The organism is Streptomyces sp. P5F9 (assembly GCF_057961495.1).
Window position 1 is genome coordinate 1 of record NZ_JBXVPZ010000046.1, and the last position, 19,769, is coordinate 19,769.

Annotated in this window: 14 protein-coding genes; 9 read left to right on the forward strand and 5 right to left on the reverse strand. The window is 71.3% G+C overall.

Annotation, left to right across the window (positions count from 1 at the left end; all coding sequences use genetic code 11):
* Positions 1-110 precede the first annotated feature (110 nt).
* A complete protein-coding gene (locus AC31A1_RS11015) occupies positions 111-989 on the reverse strand; it encodes an ATP-grasp domain-containing protein (RefSeq protein ID WP_489653098.1) in 879 nt (292 codons plus the stop codon).
* Between the two features lie 138 nt (positions 990-1,127).
* On the opposite strand from AC31A1_RS11015, the gene AC31A1_RS11020 reads away from it, so the two are divergent.
* The 3 genes from AC31A1_RS11020 to AC31A1_RS11030 are packed head-to-tail and all read left to right on the forward strand — an operon-like array spanning position 1,128 to position 5,339.
* The gene (locus AC31A1_RS11020) at positions 1,128-2,186 is read left to right on the forward strand and encodes a MerR family transcriptional regulator (RefSeq protein ID WP_489653124.1); all 1,059 of its coding nucleotides are present in this window, start codon (positions 1,128-1,130) and stop codon (positions 2,184-2,186) included.
* Between the two features lie 59 nt (positions 2,187-2,245).
* On the forward strand, positions 2,246-3,700 hold the full coding sequence (locus AC31A1_RS11025; protein WP_489653099.1) for an acyl-CoA synthetase: 1,455 nt from the start codon (positions 2,246-2,248) through the stop codon (positions 3,698-3,700).
* Complete coding sequence (locus AC31A1_RS11030) at positions 3,693-5,339, forward strand: carboxyl transferase domain-containing protein (protein WP_489653100.1); 1,647 nt, start codon at positions 3,693-3,695, stop codon at positions 5,337-5,339. Before AC31A1_RS11025 ends, AC31A1_RS11030 begins: the two co-directional genes overlap by 8 nt.
* A 67-nt stretch (positions 5,340-5,406) precedes the next feature.
* On the opposite strand, the gene AC31A1_RS11035 is transcribed toward AC31A1_RS11030, so the two are convergent.
* Positions 5,407-9,045: a S8 family serine peptidase gene (locus AC31A1_RS11035; protein ID WP_489653101.1), complete on the reverse strand. Its 3,639-nt coding sequence runs from the start codon at positions 9,043-9,045 to the stop codon at positions 5,407-5,409.
* Between the two features lie 310 nt (positions 9,046-9,355).
* On the opposite strand from AC31A1_RS11035, the gene AC31A1_RS11040 reads away from it, so the two are divergent.
* The 3 genes from AC31A1_RS11040 (at position 9,356) to AC31A1_RS11050 (ending at position 12,916) form a co-directional block, all read left to right on the forward strand.
* Positions 9,356-10,396, forward strand: a complete 1,041-nt coding sequence (locus AC31A1_RS11040; RefSeq protein WP_489653102.1) for a rod shape-determining protein — start codon at positions 9,356-9,358, stop codon at positions 10,394-10,396.
* A 17-nt stretch (positions 10,397-10,413) separates the two neighbouring features.
* On the forward strand, positions 10,414-11,832 hold the full coding sequence (locus tag AC31A1_RS11045; protein ID WP_489653103.1) for a sensor histidine kinase: 1,419 nt from the start codon (positions 10,414-10,416) through the stop codon (positions 11,830-11,832).
* A gap of 241 nt (positions 11,833-12,073) precedes the next feature.
* Positions 12,074-12,916 carry an NAD(P)-dependent oxidoreductase gene (locus AC31A1_RS11050; RefSeq protein WP_489653104.1) on the forward strand — a complete coding sequence of 281 codons (843 nt, stop codon included), beginning with the start codon at positions 12,074-12,076 and terminating at the stop codon, positions 12,914-12,916.
* 1 nt (position 12,917) lies between these two features.
* Here AC31A1_RS11050 and AC31A1_RS11055 read toward each other — a convergent pair whose 3' ends face one another.
* Positions 12,918-13,448 carry a hypothetical protein gene (locus tag AC31A1_RS11055; protein ID WP_489653105.1) on the reverse strand — a complete coding sequence of 177 codons (531 nt, stop codon included), beginning with the start codon at positions 13,446-13,448 and terminating at the stop codon, positions 12,918-12,920.
* A gap of 433 nt (positions 13,449-13,881) precedes the next feature.
* Here AC31A1_RS11055 and uppS point away from each other — a divergent pair, with 433 nt between their 5' ends.
* Entirely contained in the window at positions 13,882-14,637 is a 756-nt protein-coding gene (gene uppS / locus AC31A1_RS11060; protein WP_489653106.1) for a polyprenyl diphosphate synthase, read from the forward strand.
* Entirely contained in the window at positions 14,634-16,109 is a 1,476-nt protein-coding gene (locus AC31A1_RS11065; protein ID WP_489653107.1) for an oxygenase MpaB family protein, read from the forward strand. The genes uppS and AC31A1_RS11065 overlap by 4 nt, the downstream gene beginning before the upstream one ends.
* A gap of 32 nt (positions 16,110-16,141) precedes the next feature.
* Here AC31A1_RS11065 and AC31A1_RS11070 read toward each other — a convergent pair whose 3' ends face one another.
* Positions 16,142-16,819 carry an SDR family NAD(P)-dependent oxidoreductase gene (locus AC31A1_RS11070; RefSeq protein ID WP_489653108.1) on the reverse strand — a complete coding sequence of 226 codons (678 nt, stop codon included), beginning with the start codon at positions 16,817-16,819 and terminating at the stop codon, positions 16,142-16,144.
* Between the two features lie 170 nt (positions 16,820-16,989).
* On the opposite strand from AC31A1_RS11070, the gene AC31A1_RS11075 reads away from it, so the two are divergent.
* The gene (locus AC31A1_RS11075; protein ID WP_489653109.1) at positions 16,990-17,688 is read left to right on the forward strand and encodes a TetR/AcrR family transcriptional regulator; all 699 of its coding nucleotides are present in this window, start codon (positions 16,990-16,992) and stop codon (positions 17,686-17,688) included.
* A 264-nt stretch (positions 17,689-17,952) separates the two neighbouring features.
* Here the strand turns inward: AC31A1_RS11075 and AC31A1_RS11080 are convergent, their stop codons facing one another.
* Positions 17,953-18,747 carry an SDR family oxidoreductase gene (locus tag AC31A1_RS11080; protein ID WP_489653110.1) on the reverse strand — a complete coding sequence of 265 codons (795 nt, stop codon included), beginning with the start codon at positions 18,745-18,747 and terminating at the stop codon, positions 17,953-17,955.
* Positions 18,748-19,769 lie beyond the last annotated feature (1,022 nt).

A 19,769-nucleotide genomic window follows, 5' to 3' on the forward strand; every position in this document is an offset into this window, starting at 1 on the left:
GGGCACGGCCCCCACCCGCTGGGGCCTCACCTTCACCGCCCCGGACGCGCAGGGCGTACGCCACCGGTGCGCCGCCGAGTTCACCTGGGGCCTCCTCCAGCGAACGGCGGTCAACGGCTAGCGGCCGCCCCGAGAATCGCCTCGACCACCGCGGCCAGCGAGGACTCCGGATGCAGATCGAGGAAGAGGTTCGGCTCGACGAGTTCCAGCTCCATCACACACGGCTGTCCGTCCGGCCCGTCCACGAGGTCCACGCGCGCGTACAGCAGCTCGGACGCATCCGGTACGGCGGCCAACGCCCGCCCGGCGACGGAGAGTTCGGCCTCGGTCGCGGTCCACGGCTCCAGGTCGGGGTGGGACACCTTGTCGTCGTCGTACGCCGTCCCGCGCGCCAGCACGGCCCCCTTCCGCGAGGCGTGCACGAACCGCCCGCCGAAGAACATCAGCGCCCGCTCCCCGCTGACGTCCACGTTCGTCAGATACGGCTGCACCATCGCGGTGAGCCCCTCCGCATGCATGCGCTCCAGCTGTCGTACGGCGGTCTCGTGCTGGTCGGGTGTGTAGCGGGCGGCGAAGCGGGCGCCCGCGCCGGAGGTCGGCTTGACGACGTACTCGTGGTCGTCGGGGAGGTCGGCCGGGTCGCCGGGGGCGAGATAGCGGGTCGGCACGACGGGCACGCCGGCCGCCGCGAGGTCGCCGAGGTACCGCTTGTCGGTGTTCCACCGCACGACCTGCACCGGGTTCGCGAGCCGCGTCGCCTTCGCGGTCCGCTCGGCCCACGCGACGAACTCGGCAGGCCGCCAGCTGTAGTCCCAGGTGGAGCGGATCAGCACGAGGTCGTACGAACCCCAGTCGGTCCCGGCGTCGTCCCACGGCACCCCGACGGCCTCGGCCCCGGCCGCCCGCAACGCCTCCACCAGCACCGGAAGGTCACGGTCCTTGCTGGGCTTGGGTCCGGGGTCGTAGGTGGCGAGCGCGATCCGGGGCACGGAGCCTCCATCGTCGTACGGAGTGCGGACAGATCCGCAGGTTAACCGGCCGCCCCGCAACCGCGGCAACCGGATTGACCTTCCCCTTTGGTGAAGCCCCAGCATCGGTGGCGGAACCGGGAAGAGGTCGAGGCGCACATGGGCGGTACGGGGAACATGCTGACGATCGGGGCCTTCGCGCGGGCGTGCAGGCTGTCGCCGAAGGCGTTGCGGCTGTACGACGAGCTGGAACTGCTGCGGCCGGCGCGGGTGGATCCCGACAGCGGATACCGGTACTACGCGGTGGCACAGCTGGAGCGGGCGCGGCTGGTCGCGTGGCTGCGGCGGCTGGGCATGCCGCTGGCCGGGATCCGTGCGGTGTGTGCCCTCGAACCGGCCGCCGCCGCCCGCGAGATCCGTGCCTTCTGGGCAGGGGTCGAGGCGGAGACGGCGGTGCGGCGGGATCTCGCCGGGTTCCTCGTCGACCATCTCGCGGCCGGACCGGCCGTACCGGGAAAGGACACCACCATGCTGGAACTGCGTTACGCCGCCCACTCGGACCGCGGCCGGGTCCGCCCCTCCAACCAGGACACCGCGTACGCGGGCACGCGGCTGCTCGCGGTCGCCGACGGGTTCGGCCCGGCGGGCGCGCCCGCGAGCGGCGCGGCGGTGGAGGCGCTGCGATTCCTGGACACGGAAGAAGTGCCGGCGGGCAATGTGCTCAACCTGCTGGAGGAGGCGGTACGGGGCGCCACCGACGCTGTCCGTGACGTGGCCGATCCCGCCGAGAACGGCACGACCCTGACCGCGCTGCTGTGGACGGGCTCGAAGCTGGCGCTCGTGCACATCGGGGACTCGCGCGCGTATCTGCTGCGCGACGGCGGGCTGTTCCGGATCACGCACGACCACTCGGTCGTCCAGTCGCTGATCGACGAGGGCCGGCTGACGCCGGAGGAGGCCGGCTCCCACCCTCAACGCGCCATGCTGCTCAAGGCGTTGACGATCGGCACCCCCGACCTGAAGCTCCACGACACCCGCCGCGGCGACCGCTACCTCCTGTGCTCGGACGGCCTGACCGCGGTCGTCCCGGAGCACCGGATCCGCGAACTCCTCACCGCGCACCCGGAACCGGAGGCGGCGGTACGGGCCCTGGTCGACGCGGCGAACGAGGCCGGGGGTCCGGACAACGTCAGCTGTGTGGTGGCGGACGTGGTGTAGGAACGGGGGTGTCCCCGGCACCTGGGGACCGTTGCCCCGACGGCTAAGGAGTGCGCCGCGTGTCCACCCTCTTCCCGGCCCTGACCAACCCGGGCGAGCAGCCCGCTCTCCGGTTCGGTGACCGGTCCCTGACCTACGCGGAGCTGGGCGCGGCGGCGGACGCCCTCGCGGCCCGGTGCGCGGGCACCGGCCGGGTCGCCGTCTGGGCCACCCTCTCGCTGGAGACGGCCGTCGCCGTGATCGCCGTACTGCGGGCGGGAGCCGCGGCCGTCCCCCTCAACCCGAAGTCGGGCGAGAAGGAACTCGGCCACATCCTCTCCGACAGCACCCCGACCCTGATCCTGGCCGCACCGGGCGACGAACTCCCCTCTCAGCTACGGCACTTGGAGCGTGTCGACGTCGAGGTGCGGGGCGTCGGGGACGCCGGGGGCGACGGTCCGGACGTCTCCCCCGGCGACGAGGACCCCGCCCTCGTCGTCTACACCTCCGGCACCACCGGCCCGCCCAAGGGTGCCGTCATCCCGCGCCGGGCGATCGCCGCGACACTGGACGCGCTCGCCGACGCCTGGCAGTGGACCGGCGACGACGTCCTCGTGCACGGGCTGCCCTTGTTCCATGTGCACGGGCTGGTGCTGGGCATCCTGGGCCCGCTGCGGCGCGGCGGCTCGGTGCGGCACCTCGGCCGGTTCAGCACGGAGGGCGTGGCACGGGAGTTGAACGACGGCGCGACGATGCTGTTCGGCGTCCCGACGATGTACCACCGCATCGCCGAGACCCTCCCCGACGACCCCGGACTCGCCAAGTCCCTCGGCCGCGCACGCCTGTTGGTCTCCGGCTCGGCCGCGCTCCCGGTCCACGACCACGAACGCATCACGTCGGCGACCGGCCGCCGCGTGATCGAACGCTACGGCATGACGGAGACCCTCATGAACACGAGTGTCCGTGCGGACGGCGAGCCGCGCGCCGGAACCGTCGGAGTCCCGCTGCCCGGCGTGGAGTTGCGGCTCGTCGAGGAGGACGGCACGCCTCTCCCCCTGTACGACGGCGAGAGCGTGGGCGAGATCCAGGTGCGCGGCCCGAACCTCTTCACCGAGTACCTCAACCGGCCCGACGCGACCGCCGCCGCCTTCACCGCCGACGGCTGGTTCCGCACCGGCGACATGGCCGTGCGCGACCCCGACGGCTACGTCAGGATCGTCGGCCGCAAGGCCACCGACCTGATCAAGAGCGGGGGTTACAAGATCGGCGCGGGCGAGATCGAGAACGCCCTCCTCGAACACCCCGGGGTCCGCGAGGCCGCCGTCACCGGCGAACCGGACCCCGACCTGGGCGAGCGGGTCGTGGCCTGGATCGTGCCGACGGACCCCCAATCCCCGCCGGAGCTGGCCGAGTTGGCCGACCATGTGGCGAGCCGCCTCGCCCCGCACAAGCGTCCCCGCGTCGTCCACCACATCTCCGCGCTCCCCCGCAACGACATGGGGAAGATCCTGAAGCGGGCCTTGACCCGTGACTGACCGCCTGACCGCGCGCGAGACCCTGGCCCTCGTCACGGACGACACCACCTTCACCGAACTCCCCTACCCGGCACGGGAGTCCAAGCCCGACGGCCCCCTCGCCTGGCAGGGCTACGACGCCTCGCGCGCCCGCGCCGCCGACCGCACGGGTGAGTCGGAGTCGGTGATCTGCGGCACGGCGACGGTGTCGGGCACCCAAGCGGTCCTGATCGCCTTCGAGTTCGGCTTCCTGGGCGGCTCGCTCGGCGAACGCACCGGGGACCGTCTTGAAGCGGCGTACACGTACGCCCGTGAACACCGGTTGCCGGTCGTGCCGTTGGTCGCCACCGGGGGCAGCCGGATGCAGGAGGGCATGGTCGCCCTCACCCAACTCCAGCGAGTGGCACGCCAGTCGGCACTCACCCGGGAGGCCGGGCTGCCCCAGATCGCGGTACTGCGCGACCCGACCACGGGCGGCGGCTGGGCCACCCTCGGCGCGGGCGCCGATGTGATCCTGGCCCTGCCCGGCGCCCAGGTCGGCTTCGCGGGCTCCCGCGTCCGCCCCCCGGACGCGGACCCGACGGCGTACACGGCGGAGGCCCAGGTGGCGGCGGGCGCGGCCGACGCGGTCGTAGCACCGGAGCAGTTGAAGGAAACCCTGGGGAGGTGGCTGCGGCTGCTGACCACGCCGTGGGCGGGGCAGGCGCCGGTGCCTGCGGCGCTCGACCGGTCGACTCAGCACACCCTGGCCGGCCCATCGGCGACCGAGCGAGACACGGTGCGGGACTCCGGACCGGCCTGGCACGCCGAGGCCGACCTCCCGGGGACCGGGCGGAACGCCATGCAGGACTCCCGACCCGCCCAGCACACCGACGCCGACCTCCCGGAGACCGGGCGGAACGCCATGCAGGACTCCCGACCCGCCCAGCACACCGACGCCGACCTCCCGGGGAGCGGGCGGGACACAGAGCAGCGCGACCGGTCGGCTCAGCCCACGCCGGCCGGCCCTCCAGTGCCCCCGCGTGGGGCTGTGCAGCGCGTCGCGGCCGGCTTCCCGGGCACCGGCTGGGAGGCCGTGCAGCGCGCCCGGTCGCCCCAACGTCCGCGCGCGGCAAGCTACTTGGATGCCTACTTCACCCACCGGCTCGCGATCAGCGGTGACCGGTGCGGGGGCATCGACGCGGGCATGCTGTGCGGGTTCGGGGAGCGGGAGGGGCGGTCGATCGCGTATGCCGCGCAGGCCGGGACGGCGACCCGGCCGGCCGGGTATCGCACTGCCGCCCGGCTGATCCGGCTCGCGGAACGGCTCGGCATCCCGGTGCTGACGCTGGTGGACACCCCGGGTGCGGCGAACGACGCCGAGGCGGAACGGCAGGGCGCGGGCGCGGCGATCGCCGACCTGTTCGGCGCGGTGGCCTCCGCCCGTACCCCGCTCACCACCCTGCTGATCGGCGAGGGCGGCTCCGGCGGTGCGCTGGCGCTGGCCGCGCCGGGCAACACCTGGGCCACACCGGACAGTTATTTCTCGGTGATCGCCCCGGAACTGGCGGCCGCGATCCTGAAACGGCCGCCGGAGGAGACGGAGTCGACGGCTGACCAACTCCGCATCCGCCCACAGGACTTGGCGGAGTTGGGCGTGATCCGGACGCGGCCGGTGTGAGCGACGGCGCCGTCTCCCCTCCCAAGGAGACGGCGCCGCCCGTCTGAAGTGCCGGACGCCGGCCGGCCTACCGGACTCCCACCGCGCGGACGATCTCCTGCCGCACCGAACCTCCCTGGTCGTCACGCGCGGAGGCCCGCAGCGAGATGTACCGGGTGCCGCTCGGCACGGTCAGCGTCCCGTGCCACGTCGCGCCCGCCCCGTCGAGCCGTACCGACCGCCACGACTTCCCGTCGTCGTACGACACTTGGAGCGTGCCGCCGACGATCGTCCCGGTGTCCGGCGCGCCCACCACGTACGAGGCGCTGATCCCGACCGGTACCCGGCCGCCGCCCCGCACGTCGCCCGTGAGGTCGGTCTCGACGTCGAAGGCGAGGTTGAGGAGGGGCAGGAAGGTCCACCGATCGGCAGGCGTGGCCGCCGAGTTGAAGGTCCACTCGGCGTGACCCTCGGTGGAGAGTTCCCAGCGGTCGGGGTCGAGGGCGGTGTCGGTGACGACCTTGTAGGTGTGTTCGCCGGCGGGCGCGTCCCAGTCGTAGGCGCCGGAGCCGGTCCGCCGGTCGACCAGGGTGCCGTCCCGGTACACCTCGGTGGTCTGGGTCATGCCGCTGTCGGCGCTCCACGCGTCGCCGAACCCGGTGTGGTCGGGCCCGGAGTCGCCCCAGCCCGGGGTGTTGAACTGCAGCTGGTTTCCCGACCGTTGCTGCCCCCACCCGAGCCCGGTGCCGAGCCATGGATGCCACACGGGCTTGAACCAGTCGAGGGTGCGGTGCTCACCGCCCGTGTACCGCACCAGCCCGCTGCGTTCCTCCAGCGTGCCGTCCCCGACTGTCACGGACTCCGACCAGCGCTGCCCGGGACCGGTCGACGCGTAGTCCGTCCGCTCGGCCGGATAGTCGATGCGCTCCCGGAAGCCGAGCCCGATGGGGAAGGCATCGGTGATCGAGTAACGGAACTCGCCGCCGCTCACCGGCTGCACCGCGTGGAACTTCGTGTCCAGGACGGCGAGTTGACGGCGGCTGGGCGCGTAGGTCAGATCGGCGTCCGGGATCGCCCCTTGGTGTCCGGCCGAAAGGTCGTACGTGTAGGGCGTGTTGCGCGTCCCCGTCATGTCGACCGTCTTCGCCGCCCGCAACCGTGCCGCGTCGGCCGCGTTCACCGAGGCGATCTGGAGCGTGCGGTCGGAACCGTCGTCCGCTCCCCACCAGGCGCTGAGCCGCCCGGCCACGTCGTCCGTCACGAACAGCGCCTTGGCGCCCGCGTCTTGGGCGGCCTGCGCGAGCGCGACCGGATCGGTACCGTCGCCATCGTCATCGCCATCGGCGAGGTGGGCGAGCACCGCCCGTCCCCGGACGGCACCGGTGATGGGACCGTCCCCGACATCCACCAACGGCAGCCGACTGTGCCCCTCGATCAGCGTGCCGCCCGACTGCACGACGGCCTCACCGATCCCCTTGACCTCCAACAGGGGCTTGCCGAGCCGCCACACGGTCCGGTACTCGAAGCTGCCCTGTGTGACCCTGTCCGTCGGTGCGGCGAAGACGCTGTCGTACGTCACCGGCACCTGAACGGCGTCGAAGAGATCGGAACCGTTCGCGCTCCGGTCGTACTCCATGACCAACTGCCGTGTCTCCGTGCGCTGTTGAACCTTGGCGCTGATCTCTCTGAGCCGCCGCCCGTCCAGGGTGACCTCGCGATCCCGGTCGAGGGTGATCTGAGGTGCCGCGAGGAGACCGAGCCCGAGCGAGTCGGCACCGTGGCCGCCGCGCACGTCGAGGAAGGAGGTCAGGCTGTAAGTCCCGGGCTGGAGGCGGAGTTTGAGCGTCCCGGAGTCGCCGACAGCCTCCGGGTAGGGGTCGTAGCCCTGCGCCAGCCGCTGCACCACCAGGTCGGCGGCCGTGGCAGCCCCGTCCCGGTCCTTCACGTGGACGGTGAGCGTGTACCGCTCCTCCTCCTTGACCAGCCCGAATGCCGTGTGGGTTACGGGAGTTCCGTCCACGGCGGCGACGATCTGTCCGCTGGTGTTCCCGACCTCGGCCTTCGCACCGTCGCCGGTCACGGTGGTGGAGGCGGTGCCGTGGGCGGGCACGGTGAGGGTGGAGTCGGCGAGGGTGGCGACACCGGCTGGGCCACCTTGGGCCACAAGGCTCAACTGGATGGCACTGTCAGATGAGTTGGCGTAGGTGAGGGTCTTGGTGACCGGCTTGTTCGCGTCGTACGGCCAGCTGTAGAAGCCGAGGTCGGCGCTGCCGGTGGCGGTGACGCGGGCGTCCACGGCATCGGGCACGTTCACCCGTCCCGCCCCCAACTCGTAGACAGACGAGTCGAGTTGCTTCGACGTGGACATCAACGCGTCCTTGATCTCCGCGCCGGTCCAGTCGGGATGTTCCTGGGCGAGCAGCGCGGCCACCCCCGCCACATGCGGCGTCGCCATCGACGTACCGCTCATGGAGGTGTAGTACCCACTGCCGTCCACGAGTTGGGAGCGCGCGGCGAGGATGTCGACGCCGGGTGCGGAGAGGTCGGGCTTGAGCGCGTTGTCGCCGTGGCGCGGCCCGGCGCTGGTGAAGTAGGCGGCCTGGTCGTCCGCGTCGACGGCGCCGACGGTGAGCGCGGAGTCGGCGGCGCCGGGCGAACCGATGGACGAGGGGGTGCCGGTGTTGCCGGCGGCGATGACGAAGAGGGCGCCGGTTTCCTGGGACAGGGTGTTCACGGCCTGCGCCATGGGGTCGGTGCCGTCGCTGGGTTCGGTCGAACCGAGGCTCATGGACACGACTTTGGCGTGCACGTCCCGCGCGGCCCACTCCATCCCGGCGATGATCTGCGACTCGCTCCCGGACCCCTGGTCGCTGAGCACCTTGCCCACGGCGAGGGTGGCGTCCGGGGCAACTCCCTTCTCCTGCCCGTCGGATGCGGCCCCGCTGCCGCCGACGGTGGAGGTGACGTGGGTGCCGTGTCCGTTGCGGTCGGCGACGTCCTCGCCGTCGATGAAGCTCTTGGTGACGGAGACCCGTTGGGCGAGATCGGGGTGGGAAAGGTCAACTCCCGTGTCCAGTACGGCGACTGTGACGCCCTTGCCGGTCAGCCCGGCCTCCCAGGCGTGCGCCGTACCGATCTGCGCGTTGCTCTCGGCCATGTCGGCGGTCACCCGCCCGTCCAGCCAGACCTTCCGCACTCCCTCCTGCCGGGTGAACGCCCGCCAGAACCCGCGCCCCTTGTCCGCGTCGACGGCGGCCCCGCGCACACTCGCGAGCGTCCGCGTCCGCTCGGCACCACGCGGGGTCACGGCCTGCACCCCCTTGTCGTACGTCACGATCAGCGGCAGCTCGTCGGTCGTCCGGTCGGCGAGGCCCTGCCGCAGCAGCTCACTCACGTCGAAGAGGCGGCGGTCGAGAGTTCCCGCCCGTAGATAGGGGAGCGCCTCGTCCGGTACGACGCTGATGTCGCCGTTGGCCGTCTGGGTGCGGACGGCTCCGGTGGCGCCCTGGGGGCGCTCGACGCTCACAGTCTTCCGGCCGCCCGCGAGGTCGGTGACGGTGACTTTGTCGCCGGTGACGAGGGTGACGGTGCGGGTGGGGCTCGCGGTGGGGGTGGTGTTCGTGGCCGGGGTGGCGGTGGCCGCCTGTGCCTGTGCCGCCGGCAGCAGCGCGACCACGAGCCCGGCCGACAGCAGCACCGCCCCGCGTCTGACTGGTCCTCTGCTCATGCACGCCCCTCTTCGTCGAATCGCGGAGTCGTCGAGTGCTGCGAAGAGTGTCGTGTGCCGTGTGGCGCAAGGGAGTTGAATGGGGCTGGCGGATTGACGCCCCGGCGGTTTCCCGCCAACGCGGCGTCACGAGGACGTCCCCCACTGCCCCTTACGCGTTCTTTAAGTCGGGCATTACGGACAAATACCCCCATTTAGCGGCACCCCGCCCGGCCCACCACAAGGCGCGCCCGCTCCCTCGCCCCCGCACGATGCGAAAGAGGCCCGCCACCCGGCGAAGCCCCGGTCCGCGCTCTCGGGAGAACCTGCCATGACCGTCAGTCTGGAGCAGTTGCGACGCTGCCATTTCGCCGTCGACCTGGGTGCCGCCCGTACCCGTGTCTACGTCAAGGGCGCCGGGCTCGTCGTCGACCAGCCGTCCGCCGCCGCCGTGAACACCCGGACCGGCGCGCTCATCGCCGTAGGAGAGTTCGCGGAGAAGATGACGGGCCGTACGCCCGACTACATCCGGGTCGTCCGGCCCGTCTCCGGCGGCACGGTCGTCGACATCGAGATGGCGCAGCGCATGCTGCGGCATCTGATCGGCGACAAGGTCCGCCGCGCGCTGCGCCGCAAGCCCCGGCTGCGGGCCGCCGCCTGCACCCCGCACGACGCCGATCCGCTGGCGCAGCGGGCCGCGATCGAGACGCTGGTCGGGCTCGGGGCGCGCCGGGTGGAGCTGGTCGACACGCTGATCGCCGCCGCCGTCGGCTGCGGGCTGCCCGTCGAGCGGCCCGAGGCGACCATGATCATGGTGTGCGGGGCGGCCGCGACGCAGGTCGCCGTGCTCTCCCTCGGCTCGATCGTCACCGCCGAGCGCATCCCGGTGGGCGGCGAGGCCGTGGACCACGCGATCGTCCAACACCTGCGCCACGAACACGAGTTGATGCTGCCGAGCCAGTCCGTAAGACCGCTCCAGGTCGCCCTGTCCGGCAACGGTCTCACCCCGCACGGCCCGACCACCACCGAGATCCACGGGCGGGACGTGGCGAGCGGCCTCGCGCGTTCCGTACGGGTCGACACCGCGGCCGTACGGGACGCGATCGAGACCCCGCTGACCGCCGTGCTCGACGGGATCGGCCGGGTGCTGCGCAACTGCCCGCCCGACCTGGTGGCCGACCTCGCCGACCGCGGCATCATGATGGTCGGCGGCAGCGCGCTGCTCCCCGGCTTCGACCAGATGCTGCGTACGGCGACCGGGATGCCGGTGCACATCGCCGAGCGGCCGGACGTGTGTGCCGTACAGGGCCTGGGTTACATGCTGGAGGGCAAGATCGAGCCGCTGGTCCTGGACCCGCTGGCCACCGCCTGAGCCCCGGCCCGGCCGAGGTGGACGACGGCGTCCCCGACCTCTCGCGCCTCCTCGAAGCCGTCCTGAGCGTCGGTTCCGAGCTCGAACTGCGCACCACGCTCCAGCACATCGTGGACGGCGCCGCCGAGCTGACCGGCGCGCGGTACGCGGCGCTGGGGACCACGGACCCCGGGCAGGACGGCCTCACCGAGATCCGTACGGGCGGTGCCGAGCCGCCGCCCACCGGGGTGCTCAGCGTGCCGATCCACGTCCACGACGAGATGTTCGGCCACCTCCACCTGGCTGGTAAGCAACACTCCGCCCCCTTCACCGCCGAGGACGAGCAGCTCCTGCACGTGCTCGCGGCCCAGGCCGGTATCGCGATCGGCAACGCCCGCCTGTACGAGACGGCCCGGCAGCGCGAACGCTGGATCGAGGGCGCGGCGGCCGTCACCACCGCGCTGCTCACCGGCGAGACCGCGGCCGACGCGCTGAAGACGGTCGCGGAGGGCGCGCGGGCCCTCGCCGACGCCGCCGCGGGCGTGATCCTCCAGCGCACGGCGGCGGGCGGCATGGAGATCGTCACCGCGTCGACCTCTGAGGACCCGGGCGACATCGTCGGTACGACCATCGAGCCCGGCAGCCCCGTCCTCGTCCAACTCCTGGGCGGTGAACCGGTGTTCATCGACGACTCGGCGACCGACCCGCGCATGACGACGCATGTACGGCACCGGTTCGGCCCCAGCATGATGCTCCCGCTCCAGGCGGACGGCCGTCTCATCGGCACCCTGGCTCTCCCCCGCCGTCCGGGCGACCGCCCCTACACGGCCGTAGAACGCCTGCTGGCAACGCAGTTCGCGTCCCAGGCCGCGCTCGCGCTGGTCCTGGCCGACGCGCAGCACGGCCGGGAACGCCTCGCGGTCTACGAGGACCGCGACCGCATCGCCCGGGACCTGCACGATCTGGTCGTCCAACGCCTGTTCGCCACGGGCATGTTGCTGGAGTCCACGCAGCGCAGAACCGAGGACACGGACCCGGCCCACGAGCTCCTCGGGCGCGCGGTGGACGAACTCCAGTCGACGATCCAGGAGGTCCGTACGGCGATCTTCGCCCTGCAACAACCTCCGGCGGACGCCCCGACGAGCGTACGGGGCAAGGTACTTCGCGAGACGGCCGCCGCCTCCGCCGTCCTGGGCTTCCAGCCCTCGACCCACTTCGAGGGCCCGGTGGACACGGTCGTCCCCGACCAGGTGGCGACCCACCTCCTCGCCGCGCTCCGCCGCGCCCTCACCGCCGCGTCCGGCCGCGTCGACGTGTCCCGCCTGGAGATCACCATCGACACGACGACGCCCCTGCCGGACGGCAGGGACGCCGTAGGACTGAGGGTGTACGACGACGGAGGGACCGGTGACGGCGACGGTGGCGGCACGACGGTCCGGTGGCAGTCGCCCCTGTGAGAGCGGCGCCGGAGGAGTGTCAGTAGAGCAGGAGGCGGGGTGTCAGTAGGGCAGGATCCGCCCCGACGGCGTCCTGCGGTCGATGGTGTCGTCGCGAGGCGTGATGGGCCGGCGACTGACGCGAACGCGGATCTGTCGGTTCATGGCGCCCTCCCGAGGCTCATATCTCCTATGCCCCTCTCCTATGCCCCACACTCGTCCTCGCGACTCCCAACAACATCAAGTCCGTACGGTGAGGCCCATGACGACCACCTTCACGCTGCTGCATCCCGGCGCCATGGGCGCGAAAGTCGGCGGCGAGGCGACCCGTACGGGCACCCGAGTCCTGTACGTCCCGACGGGCCGAGGCCCCGCCAGCCTCCAACGGGCCCGCGAGGCAGGCCTGGAGGCCGCCGAGTCCCTCGAATCCGCCCTGGCCGCAAGCGACTTCGTCCTGTCGGTCTGCCCGCCGCACGCGGCGGAGGACGTGGCGCACGAGGTGCTCGCGCACCCGTTCCGGGGCGTGTACGTCGAGGCCAACGCGATCAGCCCGGACCGTACGAGGCGTATCGCGGCGGCGTGCGCGGAGCGCGATGTACTGATGCTGGACGGCGCGATCGTCGGCGGCCCGCCCGGCCCGGGCAGCACCCCGCGCCTGTACCTGAGCGGCGACGCAGAGCAAGTCGCCCAGGTGGCAAGGGCGTTCAAGGACACCCATGTCACGACCCGCCCTCTGAACGCCGCGCTCGGTGCCGCGTCGGCGCTGAAGATGGCGTACGCGTCGTACCAGAAGTCGGCTCGCGTCCTGGCCGCCGTGTCGCACGCCCTCGCCGCACACCACGGCGTGGCCGCCGAACTCGCCCGCGAGGCAGGCTCGTTGACGTCCAACATCCTCGCCGAGACCGACCAGCTCCCCAGCGTCGCCGCCCGCGCCTGGCGCTGGGCACCGGAGTTGGAGGAGATCGCGGCGACTCTGCGCACGGCGGGGTTGCCGGCCGACATGGCGGAGGGGGCGGCGGCAGTGCTGCGCCGGTGGGCCGGGGACAAGGACAGGTTCGACCTGCCTCTGGAGGAGGTACTGGCCCACCTCCGGACGGAGGGATGACTCAGGGCGCCGTCGTGGGCGCGATGGGACGCAACTCCCGCACGGTCCCGCCGAGTCGGGAACGGAACCCGTCCAGCAGCTCCGGCGATGCGCTGACAACCCAGCGGGTGCCGACGAGGTACTTGCCGCCGTACATCGCGGCGGTGTCGAGCCAGGTCACCTTGTAGCGCTCCTCGGGGAACGTGGTGATCCGGTACTCGCCCTGCTCGGTCCGGCACTGGCCCTCGCGCAACTCCTCCGCCTCGATCCGGATCTCGGCGGTGCAGCCGGTCAGTCCGGCGATCACCTCGACCTTGGCGGGGGCGACGACGCCGGCTTCGGGAGCGACGGTCACGGCGGTCGCGGCGGTCGCGGCCGACTTGCGTTTCTCCTCGGCGACGTCCTCGCCCCCGCCGCAGGCCACGGCCAGCGGGAGCAGGGCGAGCGCGGCACCTCGGCGGAGGCTGGAGGTGTGTCCTCGGCGCGGTGATGACTGCTGTGTCTGGTGGTGGGTCACGACAGGGGGTACGGGGGTGGTGGAGCGGCTGTTCAAGCGGTTCACCGTGCCGGCCCGTCGCCCCGGGACTCAGTTCCGCCGACGCCGCTCCTGCTCGTACGGGCCACGGCGGTCATTGGGCCCGCCACTCCTCCTCCACCGGGTCCCGGTCCCCACGGCCGCTATGTGCTGCCCGCTGGAGACCTTCGCCAGCAGCAGCTTCATGGGGGTCCGCGTACTCGTCGGCGTAGCGCTCGCGCTCCCGAGCCTGCCGGGGACCCGATTCGGACGGGAGTGCCAAGGGTGAAGTCACGGAACTCCCACCTGGCACAACCCCGGTCGCTGACACGCTGGTTGAGGTGATCACTGGTCGAGGTGATCGGATCAGCTCGATGAGCTGCGCTGTCGGGGGGCGGGCGTGACAGTTCGGCAGGCCGTTGGGGGTTCTGGTGCCGCCGCTCGTCGGGCGGGCGGCGAGGGGCCGCGCGCGGTGCCGCGGCATGTCGCGTGCGTGATGGACGGGAACGGGCGGTGGGCGGCTCAGCGGTCGTTGCCGCGTACGTCCGGTCACCGTGCCGCGGAGACGACCGCGATCGACGTCATCGAGGCGGCGCGGGCGGCCGGAGTCGAGTGGCTGAGCATGTACGCGTTCTCCACCGAGAACTGGGGGCGCCCGAGCGCCGAGGTCGATTTCCTCATGCGGCTGGTGCGCCGGGTGGTGCGCAAGCACGCCCCGCTGCTGCACGCGCGGGGCATCCGCTGTCGCTTCCTCGGTGTCACCGATCCCCGTATTCCCCCGGCGCTGGCCCGGGACTTCGCCGACCTGATGACGCTGACCGCCGGCAACCGCGGCCTGACGCTGACCGTCGCCTTCGATCACGGCGGGCGCCGGGACATCGTCGAGGCCGCGCGGTCGCTGATCCGCGACGGCGTGCCGGCCGACGGCGTGACCGAGCAGACCTTCGCCGCCCATCTGCCCTTCCCGGACACCCCCGATGTGGACCTGGTGATCCGTACCTCGGGCGAACAGCGCATCTCCAACTTCATGCTGTGGCAGGTCGCGTACGCCGAGTGGGTGTTCCCGCCGGTGCTGTGGCCCGACTTCCGCGCACCGCACTTCCTGGAGTGCCTGCACGACTACCGGCAGCGCGAACGCCGTTTCGGCGGCGTCGTGCCCATCCCGGACGGCCTCTCACCCACCCCTGACGGCCTCTCGCCCATCCTGAACGGAGAACCTCGATCGTGACCGACACAGGTTCCGGCATCCCCCAACATCCGTGCCCTGCTGGAGACTTGACGCCCGTGTTCGGCCCGGGCTCGCAGTTCGACGAGTCCTTCAACGATCCCCGCTGGGCCCTGGCCGTGGTGCGGGCGACCGTACTGGAGGCCGCGCATCCGCAGATCGGCGCCGCCCTGATCGACAGCTCCACGTTCGTGGCCCACCCCTGGCGCAGGCTGTACAACACCTTCCTGAGCCTGCAGCGCATGTTCGGCGCCGACGACGACGTACGGAACCGGGAGGCGGCGCGGCTCAACCGGCTGCACGCGCGGCTGAACGGGACCGACGCCCACGACCGGCCGTACGACGCGCTGGACCCCGCGGCGCGCGCCTGGGTGGTGGCGACGCTGTTCGAGAGCACCGTCACCATGTTCCGGCTGAGCGGACAGCCCCTGGAACAGCGGGCCATGGAGAGGCTGTACGCCGAATTCCAGGCGTTCCTCGCCGCGTTGGGGGACGAAGCCGGTCAACTGCCCGCCACGCTCCACGAGTTCTGGCGGTACTACGACCGGGTGGTGGAGGAGGAGCTGGAGAACACGGAGGCGATGCGCATCATCCTCTACAAGCTCTTCGACCACCTTCCCGCTCCGCCGCTGCTGAACGGTCTGCCCACCCTGTGGGCGCTCGGCCGCGCGGTCGGCGGTCCGGTCGTCGGAGCCATCACCGTGGCCTCGCTGCCCGAGCCGTTCCGCCGCCGGGCGGGACTGCCCGAACTGCCAGGCGCCCAGACGCTGATGCAGAGCGCCTACCTGACCGTGGGCCTGGCCCGTTTCCTGCCCGACGGCTGGATCCGGGCCGAGAACCTCGCCGACCTGCTGTCGCTCTCCCCCGACAGCGACGACCCCCGCGCGCGGACCGTCCGCGCCCTGCACCAGAAGATGAGGCGAGCCGGAGCCTTCCTCCGGCTCGTCACTCCCTTCGCCCCGGAACCGGGACCCGAGCCCACCGCACCCGGAGGGATGCGGCGCGACGCGGAGGAGTTCTTCCGGGAGGTGCTGGACCAGACCGGCGACGGCTGCCTGGACTGGCCGGACCTCGCCGCCATGGCCCGCGAGCTGTCCACCCGCCTCGACCTCGACGAGCCCGAGGAGACCAGGCTCTACAACGCCTACGCCGACTGGTGGCGGGAACTCCAGAGCGCCCTCGACACCGACGGCGACGGCCGCGTCAGCGCCCAGGAGTACGCCGCGGCCGCCCCCTCCCTGGCCGGACCCGCGCTGATCAGGGTGGCGGAGGTCCTCTTCGACGTCACCGACAAGGACGGCGACCAGCGCATCGACGCGGACGAGTACCGGGCCCTGTTCCGGACGGCGTTCCACCGCGACACCACCGGCACCGGCGGCGCGTACACCCGTAGCGCGTTCGTCAAGGACTTCCTGTCCTTCATGTCAGGCCGCCGGCGCTCGACCCCGTACGACCCACTGCTCGCCCAGGCGTGAAGCCGACAGAACACCAGGCACCAGGCGCGGTCTCAGCGGCTGAAGACGAGTTCGGCCTGGTCGCGCTTGGTGGTGTGCAGGTCCCAGTAGACCGGGGAGATTTCCTCGGGCTGAGCCGTCGGGAATCCGGGGACGGCCGGCGTGCCGATCGACACGTCGATGCCGACATGGGCGGCCTGCACGCCGGTGCCGTCCAGTTCCTTGTGCAGGTTGATCACCCAGTTACGCAGCGCCGCAGCGGCGGCGTTGACGTTGCCGACCTGCGGGACGGGGTCGATCGAGCCCGCGCCGGTGGTGTAGAGCAGGGTGCCGGTGCCGACCTCGCGCATCGTCGGCAGGACCGCACGGGTGGCGGCGATGGCGCCGTAGAGCTGGAACTCGATCTCGTGTTGCACATGGGCGGGTTCGGTCTCGATCGGCGTGGTCAGCACAGTGGAGCCCATGGTGCCCACCGGGGAGTACTCCAGGACGTCGATGCCGCCGAACCGGGCGGCGGCGTCTTTGAGGGCTTGAGCGAGGGCGTCGCGATCGAGTACGTCCGCGGGGAACGCGGCAGCGGTGATGCCCTCAGCGGTGAGCGTGCCGACGTGATCGTCGAGCTTGGTGCGGTTCCGGGAGATCAGGGCGACGTCGAAACCCCGCGAGCCGAAGGTACGAGCGATGGCGAGGCCCAACTGAGGGCCGGCTCCGACAATGGCGATGCTGGTCACAACGATCCTTTCGTAGAACGCCGTCGAGGCGACGGACGCGTCAAGAGGACGGGACGTTACGGAAAGGGCTATCCGTTTCAGGATTCCGATCCGGATAGCCCTTTCCGTTTCGATGCGACCACCGTAGCACAGGAAATGGATAGGCCTTTCCGATTGCTAGACTGCCCGTCATGAACCCCGGCCACCAACACCCCGACGCCCCCGACGCCCAGCCTGTGCGCAGCGACGTCGAGCGCAACCGCGGCCGGATCCTCGCCGCCGCGCGCACCGTGTTCGGACGCGACGGCCTGGGCGCGTCCATGGCCTCCGTGGCACGCGAAACGGGCGTCGGGATCGCCACCGTCTTCCGTCACTTCCCCACGAAGGAGGAGCTGGTCGCCGCCGTCTTCTCCGACCGCATGGACGCCTACGCCGACGCGGTCGCCACCGCCCTCGTCGACCCGGACCCCTGGCACGGCTTCGTCGGCTACATCGAGGCCGCCTGCGCGATGCAGGCCGCCGACAACGGCTTCGCCGACGTCCTGACCATGACCTTTCCCACCGCCAGGGCCATGGAGGAGCGCCGCAACGAGGCGTACGAGGGCATGGTGGAGCTCATCGGCCGCGCCAAGGCCACGGGCCGGCTGCGCGAGGACTTCGACCCCTCGGATCTGGTGCTGCTGCACATGGCGAACCTCGGCGTCGTCAACGCCTGCGGCGATGCCGCTCCCGATGCCTGGCGACGCGTCGTCGCGCTGATGATCCAGTCCTTCGAAGCCCCGGCGCGAGCCCCCCTGCCCTCCTCGCCCGAGCACGACGCCCTCTACAAGGCCATGCTCCGCACCGCCCCGGCGGGCAGGACCGCACAGAAGCCCGACCAGAACCGCTGACCCCTGAGCACCCTCCGTCAGCTGACGGAGGGTGCTGCCAGCAGGTCCTGGCAGGCGGCCAGGGGAAGCGAGGATGTGCAACCGGTCTCGGCGGCGGGACTGGTCCATCCACACCGACACCACCACTCCCCCGGCGGACTTGAAGCCGCTCCGGGAGTCCCCCAGCGACCGTGCCGTGCCGCACGGATCGACCTGCTCGACGAAATGGCCAAAGGCCGTGGGTTCGAGTTCTCCGAAACACCCCTTGGGCGACCCTTAGGCGGCCTACGCGGTTGTGGCGATGCCGCCGTCGACGGGGATCACGGCGCCCGTCAGGTATGCGCCTGCCCGGCCGGCGAGGAACACGGCGACACCCGCCATGTCGTCGTCGCGGCCGATCCGGCGTAGTGGGGCCGACGCCGCGATCGCCTCGCCGAACTCATCGAGGGTCGCCGCCATCATCGTCGAGGGGAACGGTCCCGGCGCCACGGCGTTCACGGTGACGTGCTGCGGTCCTAGTTCCCTGGCGAGCACTCTGGTGAGTTGATGCAGCGCGGCCTTGCTGCTGGAGTACGAGTAGTTGGGCCGCTGGGGGATGTGGATGGCGGCGATGCTGCCGATGTTGATGATCCGCGCGGGATCGTCGGCGGTGCCCGCCTTGCGAAGTGCGGGCAGCAGCGCCTGGACCAGCCAGAACGGCGACTTCAGGTTGAGGTCGACGACCGTGTCCCAGGCCGCGTCCGGGAACGTCGCCAGCGGCTCGTCCCACATGGCGCCCGCGTTGTTGACGAGGATGTCGAGAGGCTCCGAGTCGGCGGTGACGAGGTCGGACAGTCGCCGGCACTCGTCGTGGCGGGACAGGTCGGCGGGGATGGCCCGCACCTCACCGAATGTGGACAGCTGTTCCTGCGCCTGAGCGCACGCTTCCGCGTTGCGTGAGCTGATGACCACGCGGGCGCCCGCCTGGAGAAGGCCACGCGCGATCATCATCCCGATGCCTCTGGTGCCACCGGTGACGAGCGCGCGCTTTCCAGACAGATCGAAAAGTTCCGCATGCGTTGTGAATGGGTTGTCTACCACTTGCCGTCTTTCTCGTTGGTCGTGCGGGATGATGCGACGAGCGTCGGGAGTTCGGTTCCGCTGTCGGTGTTTTCATCACGACTTCGCCGGGCCGTGGTGGCTGACCGCAGAAGAAACTCATGCCCATGCAGCCGGTATAGAAGTCAGGCAGCTTTCCGGGACACCGGCGAAACCCTGGCGATACCGGCATGCCCGCAACGCTATGGCCTTGGCGTGCACTCCAAGCAAGCGGAACAGGCAGAAAATCGGCAGGGTGCTCCCGCGGGGCGGCGGCCGCACCCCTGGGCGCCGCCGAGCCGTGGGGCCGCGCGGGCATGGCCTCGACTGCCCGGGTACCGCTGTGCGGCATGAGCAAGGCCGGGCGCACGAAGAGAGCCATCACTGATCCGGACCAAGGGCTCTTACCGCTCCTGGCGCCTCACCCTCACGCTCAATATCGGCAGCAATTCGTGCACGCTCCGTCTCGTACTCTTCCTTGATTACCGTTCGTTCCGTCTCGCGTTCAGTTCCGCGACTCGACACCAGCGACTTCGCACCACGGAATCGAGCTCCTGCTGACCAAAGTACGGAATTGCATTCCCGTCTCCGTCAGTAGCACCCGGCCGTAGATGCCATTGACCATGCCGAACAACACGGTCATCGAGAAGACGCCGAAACTGCCACTCAGCCGCGTCCACGCCACTCGCGTCGATATCGCCGGAGGGCGACAGCGGTCCCGGATCCAGCGAAGGCACAGGCAGTGGCCGGGCCCTTTCCGGAGCCGACACCGGTGACGAAGGCGGCCTGGCCATCGGCCCGGTGCTCGGCCGGGAGCCCCGTTGGACGCAGCCGATGCCGCGCAACCAGCAGATTGAGCGGAACTTCCGTGCCCTCGCCGAGCCTCCCCGGCGTTGTTGGTTGTTCTGCTTCGACGACACCGAAGTTCTGGAACAGAACAGGTCGGCCAGGAGACCAGGAAACTCTTTCCGTGCTGTCAGTGGTCTCTGTTAGCTTCAGGCGCTCGTGTGATCCACGAGCATCAA